This is a genomic window from Aliisedimentitalea scapharcae, assembly GCF_045277565.1.
In the GTDB taxonomy this organism is placed as follows: domain Bacteria; phylum Pseudomonadota; class Alphaproteobacteria; order Rhodobacterales; family Rhodobacteraceae; genus Aliisedimentitalea; species Aliisedimentitalea scapharcae.
The window spans coordinates 4,322,368-4,340,617 of sequence record NZ_CP123584.1; the positions used below are offsets into that span (position 1 = coordinate 4,322,368).

Annotated in this window: 16 protein-coding genes and 1 tRNA gene; 9 read left to right on the forward strand and 8 right to left on the reverse strand. The window is 56.4% G+C overall.

Going from position 1 to position 18,250, the window contains the following annotated elements; all coding sequences use genetic code 11:
• Positions 1-167 precede the first annotated feature (167 nt).
• From msrQ to QEZ52_RS20060, 3 genes are all read right to left on the reverse strand, one after another.
• Positions 168-767 (reverse strand): protein-methionine-sulfoxide reductase heme-binding subunit MsrQ, encoded by a 600-nt coding sequence (gene msrQ / locus QEZ52_RS20050; protein ID WP_406646538.1) that lies wholly within the window; start codon positions 765-767, stop codon positions 168-170.
• Positions 767-1,672 (reverse strand): protein-methionine-sulfoxide reductase catalytic subunit MsrP, encoded by a 906-nt coding sequence (gene msrP, locus QEZ52_RS20055; RefSeq protein WP_406646541.1) that lies wholly within the window; start codon positions 1,670-1,672, stop codon positions 767-769. Before msrP ends, msrQ begins: the two co-directional genes overlap by 1 nt.
• 73 nt (positions 1,673-1,745) lie before the next feature.
• Complete coding sequence (locus QEZ52_RS20060; RefSeq protein ID WP_406646543.1) at positions 1,746-3,239, reverse strand: FMN-binding glutamate synthase family protein; 1,494 nt, start codon at positions 3,237-3,239, stop codon at positions 1,746-1,748.
• 114 nt (positions 3,240-3,353) lie between these two features.
• Here QEZ52_RS20060 and QEZ52_RS20065 point away from each other — a divergent pair, with 114 nt between their 5' ends.
• Positions 3,354-3,791, forward strand: a complete 438-nt coding sequence (locus QEZ52_RS20065) for a DUF302 domain-containing protein (RefSeq protein ID WP_406646545.1) — start codon at positions 3,354-3,356, stop codon at positions 3,789-3,791.
• An 81-nt stretch (positions 3,792-3,872) separates the two neighbouring features.
• Here the strand turns inward: QEZ52_RS20065 and clpB are convergent, their stop codons facing one another.
• Positions 3,873-6,491, reverse strand: a complete 2,619-nt coding sequence (gene clpB, locus QEZ52_RS20070; protein ID WP_406646547.1) for an ATP-dependent chaperone ClpB — start codon at positions 6,489-6,491, stop codon at positions 3,873-3,875.
• Positions 6,492-6,736: 245 nt separating this feature from the next.
• Between clpB and QEZ52_RS20075 the strand changes: the two genes are divergently transcribed.
• Together QEZ52_RS20075 and pyrF are read left to right on the forward strand one after the other, a co-directional pair.
• Positions 6,737-6,997 (forward strand): hypothetical protein, encoded by a 261-nt coding sequence (locus QEZ52_RS20075; protein WP_406646549.1) that lies wholly within the window; start codon positions 6,737-6,739, stop codon positions 6,995-6,997.
• A 169-nt stretch (positions 6,998-7,166) separates the two neighbouring features.
• On the forward strand, positions 7,167-7,874 hold the full coding sequence (pyrF, locus tag QEZ52_RS20080; RefSeq protein WP_406646551.1) for an orotidine-5'-phosphate decarboxylase: 708 nt from the start codon (positions 7,167-7,169) through the stop codon (positions 7,872-7,874).
• 511 nt (positions 7,875-8,385) lie between these two features.
• Here the strand turns inward: pyrF and QEZ52_RS20085 are convergent.
• Positions 8,386-8,790 (reverse strand): NUDIX hydrolase, encoded by a 405-nt coding sequence (locus QEZ52_RS20085; RefSeq protein WP_406646553.1) that lies wholly within the window; start codon positions 8,788-8,790, stop codon positions 8,386-8,388.
• Positions 8,791-8,916: 126 nt separating this feature from the next.
• Between QEZ52_RS20085 and QEZ52_RS20090 the strand changes: the two genes are divergently transcribed.
• Positions 8,917-10,170, forward strand: coding sequence for a DNA polymerase IV (locus tag QEZ52_RS20090; protein ID WP_406646555.1), 1,254 nt, complete (start codon positions 8,917-8,919; stop codon positions 10,168-10,170).
• Between the two features lie 4 nt (positions 10,171-10,174).
• Here QEZ52_RS20090 and QEZ52_RS20095 read toward each other — a convergent pair whose 3' ends face one another.
• Entirely contained in the window at positions 10,175-11,032 is an 858-nt protein-coding gene (locus QEZ52_RS20095; protein WP_406646557.1) for an N-formylglutamate amidohydrolase, read from the reverse strand.
• 148 nt (positions 11,033-11,180) lie between these two features.
• On the opposite strand from QEZ52_RS20095, the gene QEZ52_RS20100 reads away from it, so the two are divergent.
• Together QEZ52_RS20100 and ykgO are read left to right on the forward strand one after the other, a co-directional pair.
• Positions 11,181-11,255, forward strand: a tRNA-Val gene (locus tag QEZ52_RS20100).
• A 77-nt stretch (positions 11,256-11,332) separates the two neighbouring features.
• Positions 11,333-11,458, forward strand: coding sequence for a type B 50S ribosomal protein L36 (gene ykgO / locus QEZ52_RS20105; RefSeq protein WP_008205324.1), 126 nt, complete (start codon positions 11,333-11,335; stop codon positions 11,456-11,458).
• A gap of 101 nt (positions 11,459-11,559) precedes the next feature.
• On the opposite strand, the gene QEZ52_RS20110 is transcribed toward ykgO, so the two are convergent.
• Positions 11,560-12,438 (reverse strand): 1-acyl-sn-glycerol-3-phosphate acyltransferase, encoded by an 879-nt coding sequence (locus tag QEZ52_RS20110; RefSeq protein WP_406646560.1) that lies wholly within the window; start codon positions 12,436-12,438, stop codon positions 11,560-11,562.
• A 165-nt stretch (positions 12,439-12,603) separates the two neighbouring features.
• Here QEZ52_RS20110 and QEZ52_RS20115 point away from each other — a divergent pair, with 165 nt between their 5' ends.
• The 3 genes from QEZ52_RS20115 (at position 12,604) to QEZ52_RS20125 (ending at position 16,597) form a co-directional block, all read left to right on the forward strand.
• Complete coding sequence (locus tag QEZ52_RS20115; protein WP_406646562.1) at positions 12,604-14,223, forward strand: arylsulfatase; 1,620 nt, start codon at positions 12,604-12,606, stop codon at positions 14,221-14,223.
• 350 nt (positions 14,224-14,573) lie between these two features.
• Positions 14,574-15,590 carry an extracellular solute-binding protein gene (locus QEZ52_RS20120; RefSeq protein ID WP_406646564.1) on the forward strand — a complete coding sequence of 339 codons (1,017 nt, stop codon included), beginning with the start codon at positions 14,574-14,576 and terminating at the stop codon, positions 15,588-15,590.
• Between the two features lie 146 nt (positions 15,591-15,736).
• Entirely contained in the window at positions 15,737-16,597 is an 861-nt protein-coding gene (locus tag QEZ52_RS20125) for a GTP-binding protein (protein ID WP_406646566.1), read from the forward strand.
• A 54-nt stretch (positions 16,598-16,651) separates the two neighbouring features.
• Here the strand turns inward: QEZ52_RS20125 and QEZ52_RS20130 are convergent, their stop codons facing one another.
• Positions 16,652-18,211: an ABC transporter permease gene (locus QEZ52_RS20130; RefSeq protein WP_406650586.1), complete on the reverse strand. Its 1,560-nt coding sequence runs from the start codon at positions 18,209-18,211 to the stop codon at positions 16,652-16,654.
• Positions 18,212-18,250: the final 39 nt, after the last annotated feature.

Below are 18,250 nucleotides of genomic sequence, written 5' to 3' on the forward strand. Positions count from 1 at the left end.
ACTGTACCGTCGGCGGACCCCATCCTCTACATATTGCGTTACCAACAGAGTTACCCACAAAATTGCCCACAACGCGGTGGAATCAACATGCCGAATCCCCGGTGAATCGTTGGTTTTTTCGCGAAGGTGGGCTCCAAACCAATCTCGGCACCAATGCCCGAGTCGCTTCAGGCCAGTATCCTGCGGCTGGGCAGCTTTATGCGAAGACACAACAACGCAACCGCCACACCAAGGTAGATCAGAGGTTCAATCTGAAACCCTTTGACCAGCATGACAAAATGCAGCGCACCAAGAAGGACCGCCAAATAGGTCAACCGATGCAATTGACGCCAGCGTGGTCCAAGTTTGCGCACAGACGCATTGTTCGACGTTATCGCCAACGGCAACAGAACCACAAACCCGATCATCCCAATCGTAATATAGGGTCGCTTCACGATGTCCGCCCAGATCTGATCGGGAAGCTGAACATCCAACACCAGCCAGACAAGAAGATGACAGGACACATACAGGAACGCCAACAGGCCAAATGCACGGCGAAACCGGATCAGTGATATCCCTGTAAATCGGCGCAGCGGTGATATGGCCAACCCGATCAACAGAAGCTGCAGGGCCAGCTCGCCGTATTCATGTTCCAATGCCTTGATCGGGTCCACGCCCAGACCACCGGTCAGCCCCTGATAGAACAGCCATGGCACAGGCAGAGCACCGACCAAGTAGATTCCCCAGGTCGGTACTTTGCGCAATAGGGCATTGAGACCGTCGACCATCAATAGAACCTTGTCAGATCCATGCCGTCATAAAGAGCGGCGACCTCCTCTTCGTAGCCATTGAACATCAAAGTAGGTTTGCGACGTGCGAACAACCCGCCCCCCAAAGGACGTTCCGACGCCTGGGACCAGCGTGGATGATCCACATTGGGGTTCACGTTGCTATAGAACCCATATTCGCCAGGATTAGCCATGTTCCAGCTTGCCGGTGGTTCCTTGTCGGTCAGTGTAAGACGCACGATCGACTTGATCGACTTGAAGCCGTACTTCCAAGGCACCACCAACCGCAGCGGGGCGCCGTTCTGGTTCGGCAATGGCTTACCAAAGATCCCGGTGGCCATCAGGGTCAACGGGTGCATAGCCTCATCCAGACGCAATCCCTCTCTATATGGCCAGTCCAGAACCCGGTATTGGGTGCCCGGCATTTCCGAGGGGCGGTACAGGGTTTCAAAGGCGACGTATTTGGCCCCATCCTTGACACCGGCCATGTTCAACAGATCGGCCAGTTCAAAGCCGTTCCAAGGAACAACCATCGACCATGCCTCAACACAGCGGAACCGATAGATCCGCTCTTCGATGGTCATCTCGGACAAGATTTCGTTGAAGTCGTATTCGCCAGGGCGATCGACCATCCCGTCGATAGTGACACTCCAGGGCGAGGTGGTCAGACTGTGGGCATTGGCAGACGGATCGCCTTTGCCGGTGCCGAACTCATAATAGTTGCAATAGGTCGTCACGTCTTCCCAGCTGTTAGGCTCCAATCCTTCGCCAGCCTGCGCTGCGCCGCCGGTCATCGCGGCCAATCCCGCCCCGGCCATTCCGGCCATTATCTGGCGGCGGTTCAGGAATGCCGCCTGTGGGGTAACATCAGCCGATGTCAGATCATTGGTCCAGCGGTAAGCCATTCAGCGTGTCTCCTCGATTAAATCATTATACATGACTTAGTGAATGGGGTCGAAACAGCCAAAACATATCCTCTCACGATTCAGCGACGGGACTGTAACTTGGCTGGATTTCATTCATCGGAACCGACCGCCCATTGTCCTGCATGATCCGCATATGACGGCGGCGCATCAGACGGGGTTCAGACACGCCAACGGAATTCGCAATGGTTTCAACCTCGTGGATGATCTCGGTCGCATAGCGGGCCACGCGACGGTATTTCTGTTCTGCCACCAATCCCTTTTGGAACCTCGGGTCATGGGTGGTGATCCCTGTGGGGCAGGTATTCTTGTTGCATTTGAGCGCTTGGATACAGCCCAGCGCGAACATAAAGCCCCGCGCCGAAGTTACAAAATCCGCACCAGTCGCCAGCGCCCAGGCCACATCCGACGGGTTCACCAGCTTGCCCGAAGTAATCAACCGAATCCGATCCTTAAGCCCACATTCATCACGCAAGTTCGCCACCAACGGTAAGGCTTCGCGCACAGACATACCCACCAGATCAATCAACGGCATCGGTGCAGCACCAGTACCGCCCTCGCCCCCGTCAATGGTGATAAAGTCCGGCGCGCATTCTTCGCTACGTCGGCTGATGGTTTCAAACAGGTCGCGCATCACCTCTTCGGATCCCACAACAGTTTTGATCCCAACGGGCTTACCAGTGACACCGCGGATATGGCGGACCATGTCCAGCAGGTCGTTAAAACAATTCATCTCGCGGTGGCGGTTTGGGGATAGGCTGTCGTGGTCTTTGGAAATGCCTCGGATCGCCGCGATTTCATCCGTGATCTTTTCGGCAGGCAGGATACCTCCCTTGCCCGGTTTGGCCCCCTGGGACAGCTTTAGCTCAAACATACGCACGGTGTCATGGGCGGCGATTTCGCGCAGCTTGTCATCGCTCAGATTGCCCTCGCTGTCGCGTACCCCATATTTGGCGGTTCCAATCTGAAATACGACGTCACAACCCCCTTCCAGATGAAACGGGCTCAGCCCCCCTTCCCCGGTGTTCAGCCAGACACCGGCCTCTTTGGCACCTCGGCTCAACGCCTGAACCGCGGGCTTTGAAATCGCGCCATAGCTCATCCCCGAGATGTTAAAGAACGACGGCGCGTCAAAGGGGGTTCGGGCCGTGGGCCCAATCACAAGAGGTTCGGATTTGGCGTATTGGTCATCCAGTGGCGGAAACGGAGCGTTGACGAAAATTGGTGTGCCCGGAATGTTCAGATTGCGCGTAGACCCAAAAGCCACCGTATTGCTTTTCCCGGAGGATGCCCGACCAACCCATTCCCGCTGCGCCCGGTTGAATGGCAGCTCTTCCCGGTCCATGGCAAAGAAGTATTGCCGGAAAAATTCGCCCAACTCGCTGAACAGATGGCGAAACCGGCCAATTACCGGATAATTGCGCCGGATTGCATCGCTGGTTTGAAACCGGTCGACCACAAACATGACGACGGCCAAGACCGCCACCAGCCCGATGATAGAAACAAAACTTATCGCAAAGAATTCTATAGCCTTCATTGCAAAACCCATGCAAAAACTCCGATATGTTGACGTATCGCAAGGCAGTACTGCGCGACTCTCACGAACAGTGAAAGGGAAGGGCGCAGCTGGCAAGCCACGCCGGATCACATTGGGAGAAGATAGATGAAACAATTCGTTTTTGCAGCAATCTTGGGTGTTTGCGCCCAGACGTCTACAGCACAGGACATGGTGACCTATACGACAGATCAGGATTTTGATGACGTCGCCTTTGGGATCGAGAGCGCAATTACCGATGCAGGTCTGGTTGTGGACCACGTCAGCCACGTAGGTGCCATGCTGGAACGCACACGGGCGGATGTTGGTTCAGATATGGTTTTGTTTGAAAAGGCCGACGTCTATTCTTTTTGTTCTGCCACCATATCCCGTCAGGTGATGGAGGCAGATCCGATGAACATCGTCTTTTGCCCGTATGACATCTTTCTCGCCCAGCAACCTGGGTCCGATCAGGTCGTCGTGGGCTATCGCCAGTTCCCTGAAGGGGCAATGCAGACAGTACAGAAGCTGCTCGATGACATCGTTCAGGAAGCCATTGGCGAATAACAACCGCTGTTATTTTCTGTTTTGGACAAAAAAGCCCGCCATTGCCGGCGGGCTTTTTCATCTAACTGCGGCTCAATCGGATCAATGCACAACCGCATCGTCGGGACGCGGACGGTCCGAAGTGCCCAGCCGGTCCCCGATGATCAACCCATCGCTTCCAGCAGATACCGGCAGCGTGTCACCATCTTTGACATCACCGGCCAACAGCAGCTCCGCCAGCGGGTTCTGCAAGGCGCGTTGGATCACCCTCTTCAATGGGCGGGCACCAAACACCGGATCATACCCTTCATCCGCCAACCAGGTCTTTGCGGTTTCATCCAACTCCAGCTGGATCTTGCGTCCGGCAAGCCGCTTTTTCAAACGGGCCAGCTGAATATCCACAATACCGTCCATATCTTTACGTGCCAGACGGTCAAAGATGATCGTCTCGTCCAGTCGGTTCAGAAATTCGGGACGGAAGTGCGCCCGCACCGCATCCATCACATCTCGACGCGCGTCGGACGCATCCGCTCCTTCAGGCAATTGGCTCAGAGCCTGCGCTCCCAGGTTCGACGTCAACACGATCAGCGTCTGTTTGAAATCGACCGTGCGCCCCTGACCATCGGTCAGCACCCCATCGTCCAAAACCTGCAACAGCACGTTGAACACATCCGGGTGGGCTTTTTCAACTTCGTCAAACAGGACGACCTGATAGGGGCGACGCCGAACGGCTTCGGTCAGCGCTCCGCCTTCGTCATACCCGACATAACCGGGAGGGGCCCCGATCAGACGCGCGACGCTATGTTTCTCCATGTATTCGGACATGTCGATGCGCACCATCGCGTTGTCGTCATCAAACAGGAAATTCGCGACGGCCTTGGTCAATTCGGTCTTGCCCACGCCGGTCGGCCCCAGGAACAGAAAGGAGCCCAGCGGACGACCTTCGTCGTTCAGTCCGGCCCGGGCGCGGCGCACGGCATTGGACACCGCAGTCACCGCCGAATTCTGACCGATCACGCGTGCGTGCAGGTCATCTTCCATGCGCAGCAATTTTTCCCGTTCGCCTTCGAGCATCTTGGACGTCGGGATGCCGGTCCAGCGTTCCACCACGGCAGCAATCTGTTCCGGGCGCACCGCCTCTTCGACCATCAGCCCACTGTCTTCCCGGTTTTCGGCCTCGGACAGCTTTTTCTCCAGATCGGGGATCACGCCATAGGACAGCTCTCCGGCCTTGGCCAGATTGCCCTCGCGCTTGGCGATTTCCAGGTCGGCACGTGCCTTGTCCAGCAGCTCCTTGAGATCGCGTGCCCCTGCCAGCTTGTCCCGTTCCGCCTGCCACTGGGCCGTCATCTCGGCGGATTTTTCCTGCAGATCGGCCAAATCCTTCTGCAAGGTTTCCAACCGATCCTTGGAGGCCACGTCATCTTCGAGTTGCAAGGCTTGCTCTTCGATCTGCAATTGCAGGATCTGACGGTCCAGCTGGTCCAGCTCTTCGGGCTTGCTGTCTACTTCCATACGCAGACGGCTGGCCGCTTCGTCCACCAGGTCAATCGCCTTGTCCGGCAAAAACCGGTCGGTGATATACCGGTGCGACAGAGTCGAAGCCGCCACCAACGCGGAATCGCTGATCCGCACACCGTGGTGAAGTTCGTATTTCTCCTTGATCCCGCGCAGGATGCTAATTGTGTCCTCAACTGTGGGTTCGGTCACCACAACCGGCTGGAACCGACGGGCCAAAGCCGCATCCTTTTCCACGTACTTGCGATATTCATCCAGCGTGGTCGCACCGATACAATGCAACTCCCCACGGGCCAACGCCGGTTTGATCAGATTCGCAGCATCCATTGCACCATCGGATTTTCCCGCGCCAACCAGCGTGTGCATTTCATCAATGAACAGGATGATTTCACCGGCGGCTTCGGTCACTTCGGTCAGAACCGCCTTCAGGCGCTCTTCGAATTCGCCCCGGTATTTGGCCCCGGCAATCAGCGCGCCCATGTCCAGCGACAACAGTTTCTTGTCGCGCAGGGATTCAGGCACATCGCCGTTGACGATGCGCAGCGCCATACCTTCGGCAATCGCAGTCTTACCCACACCGGGTTCACCGATCAGAACCGGATTGTTCTTGGTCCGGCGGCTCAGCACTTGCATGGCGCGGCGGATTTCCTCGTCCCGGCCAATGATTGGATCGATCTTGCCTTCGGCTGCGGCCTCGGTCAGGTCCCGCGCGTATTTCTTGAGCGCATCATAGCCTTCTTCGGCACTGGCGCTGTCAGCGGTGCGCCCTTTGCGGATGTCGTTGATGGCTTCATTCAGCTTTTGCGCACTCACGCCACCGGCGTCCAATGCGTCCTTGGCCTTGGATTTGACCATGCACAGAGCCATCAGAACCCGTTCGACAGGCACAAAGCTGTCGCCAGCCTTTTTCGCCAGTTTTCCGGCCTCGTCCAGTACTTTGGCGGTCTGGCCATCCATATAGATCTGGCTTGCATCACCACTGACTTTGGGCTGTTTGCCCATGGCGACATCCAGGTGTTCAACCACCCGTGACGGCGTGCCGCCCGCGCGTGAAATCAGGTTGCTCGCCAACCCCTGATCATCATCCATCAGTGCCTTGAGAATATGTTCGGGAACCAGACGCTGGTGTCCCTCGCGCAGCGCGATCGTCTGGGCTGCCTGCACGAAACCACGTGCCCGCTCAGTGAACTTGTTCAAGTCCATCTCGTCTCTCCTTTTACAAGCGCCCGATGTAGGTACTGACGCCCGCTATGCGGCACGCCCCGGTTCGGGCCTCGCATTCAATCTGGGGAATGAGTGGCGATGCTTCAAGACCCGTTTTACAGGAAATTGCTTGCTTTTTTCTGATGCGTATCCTCTCACGGCCAGCACGAAATCAGCACGGCCGGGCCACAGTTCCACCGCATTTGAACAGCACCTTATTCCTGAGGCAAAATGGGAAAAACACTGTGCTGGTAACCGATATCGAAATTTCACACTATTCTTATGACCCGCTGTCGGCGCGCCATCAGGCCAACGTCGCCATGACGCTCAAGAACCAGGTGATCAGCCTGTTCTGCAAATTGGACATGCCCGAAGACGAACCGGACCGAACCCGGGCGACCGCCTTTGTACGCGATGCCATCCGGCAGTTGAAACGCATGCCTGAATTCCGCTCTGGGGCATCACAGCTGCAATTCTCTGACAATCTGACATATCGTTCGGCATGACCAAAGGGCGCGACCGCGCCACGCCCCGGCGTGGCGCCCGGCCCAAGGCTGTATCTCGCCCCCTCAGGGGCGCGATCAGGCGCGGGAGCCCTCCGAATCAAGCCCCCTTTCCCCGGACCACTTTGCGGTTTAAACAGCCCCAACGCTGCGCAACCTCCGGAGACCCGCCATGTCCGCCCCCTCAACCGATGACCGCCTGATTGTCGCCCTCGACGTTCCCGACGCCCTGTCGGGATTGAAACTCGCCGAGCAGTTGGGGGATTGCGTATCCTTCTACAAAATCGGGCTGGGTATGTTGACCGGCGGCGGATTGGCCCTGGCCAACGAACTCAAGCAGGAGAAGGGCAAGCGCATCTTTCTGGACATGAAGCTGTTCGACATCGGCGCAACCGTAGAGAATGCGGTCCGCGGACTGGCCCAGTTCGACCTGGACTTTCTGACCGTCCACGGTGACCCGCATGTGGTTCGCGCCGCCAAAGAAGGTGCCGCGGACAAGGATCTGAAAATCCTGGCAGTGACCATTCTGACTTCTCTGGATCGCGCCGATCTGGACGCCGGCCTGATCAAGCCAGGAGACGTGCAGGAATTGGTGCTGGAGCGGGCAGCGCGAGCCTTCGAAGCCGGTGCAGATGGCATTATTGCATCACCACAGGAAGCGGCCTTGATCCGTGCCTTGCCCGCATCCAAGGGTCGTCTGATCGTGACCCCTGGTGTCCGACCTGCCGGTGCCGATCTGGGAGATCAGAAACGCGTTGCAACCCCAGCCAGTGCGATTGCTGATGGTGCAGATCACATTGTGGTCGGTCGCCCGATCTGGAAATCCCCAACCCCCCGAGACGCGGCAATGGCGATTCTCGATGAATTGAAGACAGTCTGACCCGCTCGCTTATTTTGCCACCCAAAATCCCGGCATCGCTGCGCCGGGATGACAGGCGTCCGGCTTAGCGTGCTGTTTGGGCCCGACCCTGCCCAAAGACCAAAACGTCAGATTACTTTGCATCCTGGCCCCTGAGCACAGCAGCTCCGGGTCGCGCCCAAATCTTTGAATTCAACTGGCTGTGTCTTCACAGCCATCATCAACCTGCCTGCAACCCCTTAATTACGCATGATTTTGCCTGAAGCGTTGGCGGTTGAGACGGTCAACTGCACGGCATTTTGCCTGTGCCTGCAAAAGCACATTCGGAACTTCCGTACCAGAAATGAGGCATAACCAGCTTTGAGAATACACATTTTTAGGCGAGATTAAGATCAACACTCCCCAACGAACCATCTCTTCCTGAGGTTCGTCACCTCCCCCCGCCTCAGCAGCGGGGGGTATTTATTGAAACTTCATTTGATCCTTTGATCGGCCGCAAAAGAGCCCAATGATCATCGCGCTTGGTCCTCCCTCAGAGAGTTTCCAGGTAGCTGCGCAGCCGGTCAGCAAAATGGGGCACTGCCAATGGGTGCGCACAATATTGCCCCGGAGCCATTAACGCCCATCCCTGACCTTCTGATCCAAAACGCACGTCGTTCACCAACCGAGCGGGCTGATGCGACACAAAAAACCAGGTCAAGTCGCCTTCGGGCGAGATATAGGACGTTGCCCAAACCAGATCTTGCTCACGCAGCTCCAACCCAACTTCTTCCTGCGTTTCACGCAAGGCGCATTGCTCAGGGCTTTCGCCCATCTCTCGTCCGCCACCGGGCAAATCCCAATGATTGGGATAAGGGATATCCGCGTGATCATCCCGACGAATGACCAACAATTCCTTCCCCAGAAACAGGGCCAGTTTGGCACCAGTAAATTCCATCTTCGCTCCAAAATGTCGTCAGAATGGCCTGGGTCTGTCTGTACCCATAAAACGCACTAAACCCTGCGCATCGTAACGTGTAGACTGTGTAACAAATAGTCTGTCGAACCGGGAATACCAACCGCCATGCCCGCCTTTTGTCGCGACTGCCTGACCATTCAGCCCCCTGCCCGCCGGTGCAGTCAGTGCACCAGCCCGCGGGTCAAGGTGCATGACGAGCTGTTTTCCCTGACGGTCGCGCATATGGATTGTGACGCCTTTTACGCAAGCGTTGAAAAACGTGACAATCCCGAACTCGCCCACAAGCCGGTCATCATCGGCGGTGGAAAACGGGGGGTTGTCTCCACAGCCTGCTACGTTGCCCGCATTCGTGGCGTCAAATCCGCCATGCCCATGTTTCAGGCGATGAAGCTGTGCCCCGATGCCGTGGTGATCAAACCCCGGATGGAAGTCTACGCGCAGGTCAGCAAGCAAATTCGCGCCCTGATGGAAGAGCTGACCCCGGTTATCGAGCCATTGTCTTTGGACGAAGCTTTCATGGATCTTTCCGGAACACAGCGACTGCATGGTGCACCGCCGGCCGTGATGCTGGGGCGTTTGGTCAAACGCATGAAAGACGAATTGGGCGTAACCGGATCTATCGGGTTGAGCCACAACAAGTTCCTGGCCAAAGTCGCATCAGATCTGGACAAACCCCGTGGGTTTTCGGTGATCGGAGAGGCCGAAACATCGGCGTTTCTACAGGACAAACCCATTCGATTGATTTGGGGCATCGGCCCTGCTGCACAGGAGTCTCTGGACAAGGCCGGAATTCGCACCTTTTCCGACCTGCTGCGCTGGGACCGTCGCGATCTGGGTGCCCGCTTTGGCAGTATGGGCGATCGTCTGTGGCATCTGGCGCGGGGCGAAGATCGACGCAGGGTTTCTGCCCACACTCCGATGAAATCCATTTCCAATGAAACCACCTTTTTCGAGGACACAGCCGATTTACTGACACTGGACGGGCACTTGTGGCGCATGGCAGAAAAAGTCGCGGATCGCGCCAAGGCCAAATCTCTGGCGGGCCGTGTCGTGACCCTGAAACTTAAGCGTGCCAATCATGCTCTTCTGACCCGCCGGCAATCACTGCGTGACGCCACCCAAATGGCTGACATTGTGTACCGCGTCGCACGGGGATTGATGGATCAGGTCGGCAATCAAGGACCGTATCGGCTCTTGGGTTGCGGGTTGTCGGATCTGGTGCCCGAAGAGCAGGCCGATCTTTCCGGAGACCTGTTGGATCCGGACGCCCAACGGCGCGCAAGAGCAGAACGGGCCACAGATGCGATCCGGGCGCGATTTGGAGCCGATGCGATTCTCAAGGGGCGCGCATTGCGATGACCCGTTATTCAGCGGCGCATGGCAACTGAGACTGACCAATGGCTGCGATATCACGGATCACATCGTTTAAAACCCCACGCAGCATGTCGAAATTTGCATTAGGCCGGATCTGGCGCTCATCCATATAAATTGAGCGATCAATTTCGATCTGAATCGCATGCTGTTCCCGGGAAGGGCGTCCATACGCCTGCGTGATATAGGCCCCCGCGAACGGCGAGTTGCGCACCACGTTCAAACCCGTTGCGACAAATGCGGCTTCGATCTTGTCCACGACTTCGGAGGAGGCAGAGGCCCCAAACCGATCCCCCAATACGATCTCTGGTCGTCGCCCCTTGACGGACAGATTCTCAATCGCTTCGTGCGGCATCGAATGGCAATCCACCAGGATCGCCTGTCCGAACTGGTCGTGTGCCCGGGCCAGAAGGAACTGCAATGCCTGATGGTACGGATGCCAACAATCACGCAGACGGGATTCGGCCTCGGCAAGAGGGATCTTGCCCCGATAGATCGAGCGACCATTGGAAACGACTCGGGGAATCACCCCCAGACCCGAAGCGACTCGGGGGTTATGCCCCTGCTTGCGAATCCCGGCGATCAGAGCCGGGTCCAGTTCGTCCGGCGACCGATTCAGGTCGACAAAAGCACGTGGAACCTGCGCACAGATCAGCGGCGCACCAAACCCAGGGGCTGCGGCGAACAGTTGATCCACGAACGCATCTTCCGAGGATCGCAACGCCCGCCTCGTCAAAACCGTCTTGTTTTTAAGGGCCTCAGGATAGACTGCACCACTGTGTGGCGATGCGAACACAACAGCCGATAGGATCTGCTGGGGCTCAATCAGGTCAAATACGGCGTTCGTCATCGTGTCTCCTTGTCTTTTCATCATAGACCGGAAATATCTTGTGCCAAAAGCCCTTGAACACAGCGTAACAACCTTTTATAGACCCCTCACCGGCGCGGACTTCCGCGCCCCTTTACATTAAGGGGCAGGATGAAACGCAGGTATTCATGGGCGATTAGCTCAGTGGTAGAGCACTTCGTTGACATCGAAGGGGTCACAAGTTCGAACCTTGTATCGCCCACCATGAATTCACTGTTCCGGCCATCCGGAACACCCGCAAACCTAGGCGCTGGCCCGCGCCGCATGAACAGGAGATCGGCTATGAAAGTCAAGAACTCGCTCCGCTCGCTGAAGAACCGGCATCGTGATTGCCGGATCGTGCGTCGTAAAGGCCGCGTGTATGTGATCAACAAAACACAGCCGCGGTTCAAAGCTCGCCAGGGCTGAGATCAACCGCATATGGTTTTGAAAACCGCGCCCTTGGGTGCGGTTTTTTTGTGCCTTCTTCAGATTTCAACGCTCTTGATCCGACTTGGGGCTGTTCCTGTTCAATGGCCCGCGTAAAGGCCAGGAACCAGGCATTCCGCGCTGTTCTTGATATCTTCGGAGGGCGTTCCCGGAGACAAGGGCGCGCCATAGTGGACCTCGAACTCTCCTCCCAATTTCTCCAACATCTCGGACGAATAGCGCAAGGATCCAACCATCGCGCCAAAGTTGTCATCCCCGCCGCTGAGAAACTGGGCCATTGACCGCAACCGGTAATAATATCGCGAATTCCTGGCATCAACAGCCGCCGGAACAATCGGGGCTTGGCAATGTTCGGATATGCGCGACGTCCCACTGCGCCAATCCGGTTCGATCAGGCGTCCGCTTTTTGCGTTCGGGACCCGGCCGGATCCAAAGATCAACAACGCCCCGCCCTCATCCAGATGGTGCAACATGGCCGCGTGGGTTTTGCGGGTCGAAGTTGCATTGTTCTGCTTGTCGATACTGACCGGGACAATGTAATCCGCTCCCAGAAACATCTCAGTTTCCGCGTTCGCAACCACTTTGAGATCAGGCCGCCGGTGAAACAGCGCCCCGGCATGAGCGACAAAATCGAACATGCCCGTTGGGTGCGTCGATGCGATGATCGTCGGACCTGATGTTGGAACATGCTCCAGCCCGAGAGGCGTAATCCGTGTGCCGCCCCTGCAATTCAGGATGTGGTGAACCAACCCTGGCCCTGTCAATCCGTCCACTTCGCCCAACAGATCTTCGCTTTCCCGCAAGGAAAAGAAGGGCTTGCCGACAAAGGTCCGGCTGACGGCATCCATAACGTGCAACGACAGACGCACGGCCGCCAGTTGGAACCGGGATGTTTCCGCCAAATGGAGACGCGCTCGCAGCGCGCCATCCAACGGGCGGCTTTGCTCGCTGTCTGTCACATTCGATCTCACGATCAGGGATATCTGATAGGTGTTTTATCACGCCAGACCACCAGTCCAAGGGTCCGGGATTCCCTACCCTCCAAATCGAGGTGGCAGGAAAGACGATTTTTTGCCTCTCGCCCACAAATCGTGCAACGTGGTCGAACTGGGGGAGAGGAATCCATGACCACCGTAAACAACCGTAAACCAAACGTCATCCTGATCCTTGCCGATGATATGGGGTTTGCGGATCTGGGCTGTACCGGATCAGAGATCCGAACCCCGAATATTGATGCTCTGGCCAGGGACGGGGCCATGTTAAGCGCAATGTACAACTGCGCCCGGTGCTGCCCTACCCGGGCATCGCTTTTGACTGGGCTATATCCCCACAACGCTGGGGTTGGGCACATGGGCGCCAATTTGGGAACCCCTGCCTATCAGGGCTTTCTGCGAAATGACTCTGCGACCATCGCGGAACATCTGCGCGCCGACGGATATCGCACCCTAATGTCAGGAAAATGGCATGTGGCTGGCGACTTCGAGTCCCGCGACTATGACAGCTGGCGACCGGGTGATCTGGAACATCCGACGCCGCGCCAACGCGGGTTCGACCGCTTCTTTGGCATCATGGATGGGGCGACACATTTCTTTTCCCCTCACTACATGATGGAAGACGACAGCAGGGTCGAAGTCCTGCCAGATAATTTCTATTTCACCGACGCCATCACCGAGAAGGCCATCGGCATGATCGAAGACGCGGTGACCGACGAGCAACCGTTCTTTCTGTATCTCGCACACACCGCACCGCACTGGCCGCTCCACGCCCACCCCGAAGACATTGCCCGTTATGAGGGGACCTATAGCAAAGGCTGGGACTCTATTCGCACGGCCCGTCACGAAACGATGAACGCGACAGGCGTGTTTCAAACAACCTGGGACATCTCCCCGCGCGACACCGATGTGCACCCTTGGGATCACGAGGAAAACCCAGATTGGGAAGCCAGCAAGATGGCCACCTATGCGGCAATGATCGACCGGATGGACCAATCCATCGGCACCCTTGTCGCCACATTGAAGCGACTAGGTCAGTTCGAAGACACCCTGATCCTGTTTCTCAGCGACAATGGCGGCTGCGCCGAATTCATGGCCGAGGATGGCTGGGCACAGTTCTATCCCGACACCACCCACGACGGTCGCAAGATCACTATGGGCAATGTCCCAGGCCTGCGTCCGGGCGATGCTCAGACCTTTCAGAGCTATGACAAACCCTGGGCCAATGTCTCGAACGCTCCGTTTCGTCTGTTCAAACATTACGTTCATGAGGGGGGGATTTCGACTCCGTTGGTGGCCCACTGGCCAAATGGGTTCCAACCACGAAGCACGGCCCATGCCGCCTGTCATGTCGTGGATATCCAGCCCACCATTCTCGACGCGACGGGCGCGACCTATCTAAAGGAATTGGGAGGTCATGAAATCCAACCCTTACAGGGCGAGAGTCTGATCGATCTGTTACGTGACAAGGAATGGGAGCGCAGCCAACCCATATTCTTCGAACACGAAGGCAACGCGGCGATCCGGCTGGGACAGTTCAAATTGGTGCGTCTGCACGATCAGGATTGGGAACTGTACAACATCGAGCACGACCGAACCGAGTTGAACAATATCATCAAAGGCGAAGCTGTTCGCGCGCAGATGATGGTCCGTCAATATATGGATTGGGCCGATAAATCCGGGGTAATGGATTGGAGCATAGCCCTGCCCAGGCTGCTCACAGCCTGGGGAATGGATAACGCCGAAGGATAGGTCGGTGCCAATTGGCTTGATCACCCTTCGGAATACCCAGCCCCAGCAAACCCGTGATCTGGTCGTCGATATCCGAGGAAAATGTACATTTTGCGTATCTCTCAGCTTCTGCATAGGTTCTGTTTTGAGGTCCGTTTGCTGGGAAGGAATCTGAGGACAGGTGTTAGGCTGTGAGGGCCATGGCTTTCCCAGAGATGTTGCGGTCGCCATTCCCGTCGGATTTCGGGCAAAAACCGCCCTGACACTTCCTGAGTAAAATAATCAGAAATCTATTGCATTTCGGTGAAAATTCGATAATTGACTAATTCAGTCGGGTTAAGCCCACGAGAATGATTGACTAGGGACATGTCATGCTAAAATCTTCCTCTTGTCTTGCTGCTGTACTGGTAGCATCCGTTGCAACCTCGGCCACTGCCGACGGTGAACTGAACTTGTACTCTTCGCGCCATTACGACACCGATGAACGCCTGTATTCGGATTTCGAGCAGGCAACCGGTATCACCATCAACAGGATCGAAGGCAAAGCCGACGAACTGATCGCGCGAATGCAGGCGGAAGGAGCCAACTCTCCGGCGGATGTTCTTTTGACCGTGGACACATCGCGCCTGGCCCGGGCCAAGAACGCCGGTATCCTGCAAGCCATCGAAAACCCTCTGCTGGAAGAGCGCATTCCTGCCAACTTGCAGGACGAAGACAATCAGTGGTTTGGGTATTCGCAACGCGCACGCATCATTTTCTTCGACAAGACAGACGTGAAAAACCCACCCGCCAGCTACCTGGATCTGGCCAAACCAGACTACAAAGGTTTGGTTTGCATCCGGTCCTCGACCAATACCTATAACCAGACACTTCTGGCTGCGATCATCACCAATCATGGCGCTGAAGCGGCCAAAACCTGGGCTGCAGGCGTCGTCGACAACATGGCGCGCGCGCCACAGGGCGGGGACACGGACCAGCTGCGTGGCATTATTTCGGGTGAATGTGAGATCTCGGTTTCGAACTCCTATTACTTCGCCCGCGCTCTGCGCAAATCCGTAAAAGGTCTGTCTGACGAAATCGACCAAATCGGCATCGTATTCCCCGCACAAGACGCGGAAGGGGCCCATATGAACCTGTCCGGTGCAGGTGTCGCGGCTCATGCCCCAAACAGGGAGAACGCCGTCAAATTCCTGGAATATCTGGCCGGAGATCAGGCACAGGTCTATTTCTCGAACGGTAATGACGAATACCCGGCGGTTTCCGGCGTTGCTCTGGCCGAAAATGTTGCAGCATTGGGTGAGTTCAAGGCCGATGACATCAATCTGTCCGCTGTCGCCAAAAACATCCCCGAAGCCCAGAAGATCTTCAACGAAGTGGGTTGGAAGTAATCCACTCGCATGGTTCCATCTTCAAAAGGCGCGGCTCAGACCGCGCCTTTTTTGTTGAACCATGTCCAAATCTTCTAGCACCTTGCATCCTCCTGCCCTAACCGGGTAGCGAGAGGTCAACTCGGCCAAAATAGGATGCCCAACTCATGATGCGAATGCCTGTCACTGTGATCAGCGGATACTTGGGTGCAGGAAAAACCACGCTCATCAACCAGCTTCTGTCCGAGGATCACGGCATGAACCTGACAGTGGTGGTGAATGACTTTGGTGCAATCAACATAGACGCTGACCTGATCGCGCGGGCCGATGGAGACCAGATCGCCCTGACCAACGGATGTGTGTGCTGCACCATGGGAAATGACTTGACCCTGGCGCTGAAAGAGGCGCTCAATCGGTCGCCGCGCCCGGATCATCTCCTTATCGAGGCAAGCGGCATTGCAGACCCTGCCGCAATTGCCAACACCGCGAGCGACGATCCTGATCTGGGCTATGCCGGCATTGTCACTCTTGTCGACGCCGACAATATCTTCACCCTCCTTGAAGATCCGCTGATCGCCCCTCAGGTCACGCAACAGATCAAAGCGGCGGACTTGGTTCTCATTTCCAAATCTGATGAAATTGATGCTCGGCTGAGCGAAACCCTAACCGGCCTGGGGGCACGTCACCCGGTTTTGCCAGTTCACGGTGCTTTGTCAGATCTGTTGCTCGACGTCATTCCCCTGCCAAAAGGACACAAGGTCGTTCACCATCCCGGATATACAACCTGGCAGCACACCAGCGACCTTGTCCTGGATCGCCGTGCTCTGGGTGACAAACTGGCCGACAGACCCGAAGGGTTGTACCGTTTGAAAGGATTTGTGCAGACAACCGGTGGCGGTTACGAGCTGCACATCGTAGGCCGCAACGTCGATGCCCGACGCGTGCATACTGATAAAACGGTTCTGGTGGCATTGGGACCGACTGGTCGGATCTCATCCGAAGAAATCGAAGCTTGGTGGTCTGCGTGACCCAGACTTTTATCAAAAAGTCTGGCCAAAAGTTTTAGAAAAACTTTTGGCTCTTCACCCCTTTCGCCCGACTTGGCGGCAGATCAAAATCACCGGCAGCAACCCGACGAGCATAATCACCAGCGACGGCACCGCAGCGCCTTCGAGACGTTCATCAGAGGCCAATCGATAAGCCTGCACTGCCAGAGTGTCATAGTTGAAGGGACGCATGATCAGAGTAGCAGGCAATTCTTTCATCACATCGACAAAGACAATCAACAACGCTGTAAGCAAGCTGGGCGTCAAAATCGGCAGATGGACGCGTCGCAACATTCCCAAAGGCGTTTGCCCAAGTGATCGCGCAGCGGCGTCAATATTGGCCTGCACCGTGCTTAGCCCGCCCTCATAAGCTCCCAGAGCCGCCGCCAGAAATCGAACCATATAGGCCGCAACCAACAACCAAATGGACCCTGTAATCAACAGGCCTGTTCGGATGTCGAATGTCGCTCGCATCCAGGCGTCCAAGGCGTTGTCAAAGGCCGCAAACGGCACCATCAGACCCACCGCGATCACGCCACCAGGAACCGCATATCCCAAACGCGCCGAATAGGCGGCGGCCGAAGCCAACCGGCCAGGGCGCAATCTGAGATAAAATCCGATACAAACTGCAGCGCAAACCGTGATCATCGCCGCAGCCCCGGCAAGCGTCACGGAGTTTCTCAGGAATCCAATGTAGCGACGGCTGAACAGATCTTGTTCAGACTCGAGCCCCATGTTGATCAGGATAACAACTGGGAGCAAAAACCCCAAAACCACCGGAACCGAACATAAAACCCAGGCAAGAACCGCGCGTGCCCCTTTCAGTTGGGCCGGAGGCATCTTGGCATGGTGCTTGCCCGCTTGGTGGTATCGTGCCTTGCCTCTGGAAATCCGTTCAATGACCGCAAGGGTCAGTGCAAAGCTCAGCAAACACAATGCCAATTGTGCCGCCCCCGCCCTGTCGGCCATGGAAAACCAGCTCGTATAGATCCCCGTGGCAAAGGTCTGCACACCAAAATAGGCCACGGTCCCAAAGTCAGCAATGGTCTCCATAATGGCAAGCAACACGCCACTGGCAATCGCCGGGCGGGCCATAGGCAGGCTCACACGCCAAAACGCTTGCCACGAGGTTTTTCCCAACGCCCGCGCAGCCAGGAATGCACCCGAGCTTTGCTGTAGAAAGGCCGCCCGTGCCAACAGGTAAACATATGGATACAAAACCAGCACCAACATCAGCGCAGCACCGGGCAAAGACCGAATTTCGGGGAACCAATAATCTCTTGGCCCCCATCCTGTCACGTCCCGCAATGTGCTTTGCACGACCCCAGGGTGGTCGAGAATAAACGTATAGGCATAGGCCAAAACATACGCCGGGAAAGCAAGGGGCAGGATCAGGGCAATTTCAAACAGCCGCACACCGGGGAACCTGGTCATGGTCACCAGCCAAGCGGAACCAACGCCCAAACAGAACGTCCCGATTGCAACCAGAACCACCAGGGTCAATGTCGTTGCGGCATAGCCTGGCAGGACTGTCTCCAGAAGATGTGTAATCGTCCCTGTTCCGCCGGTCAGTGCTGCCAGAGCTACTGCGATCATGGGCAACAGACAGGATATCGCAACGGCCCAGGACAAACC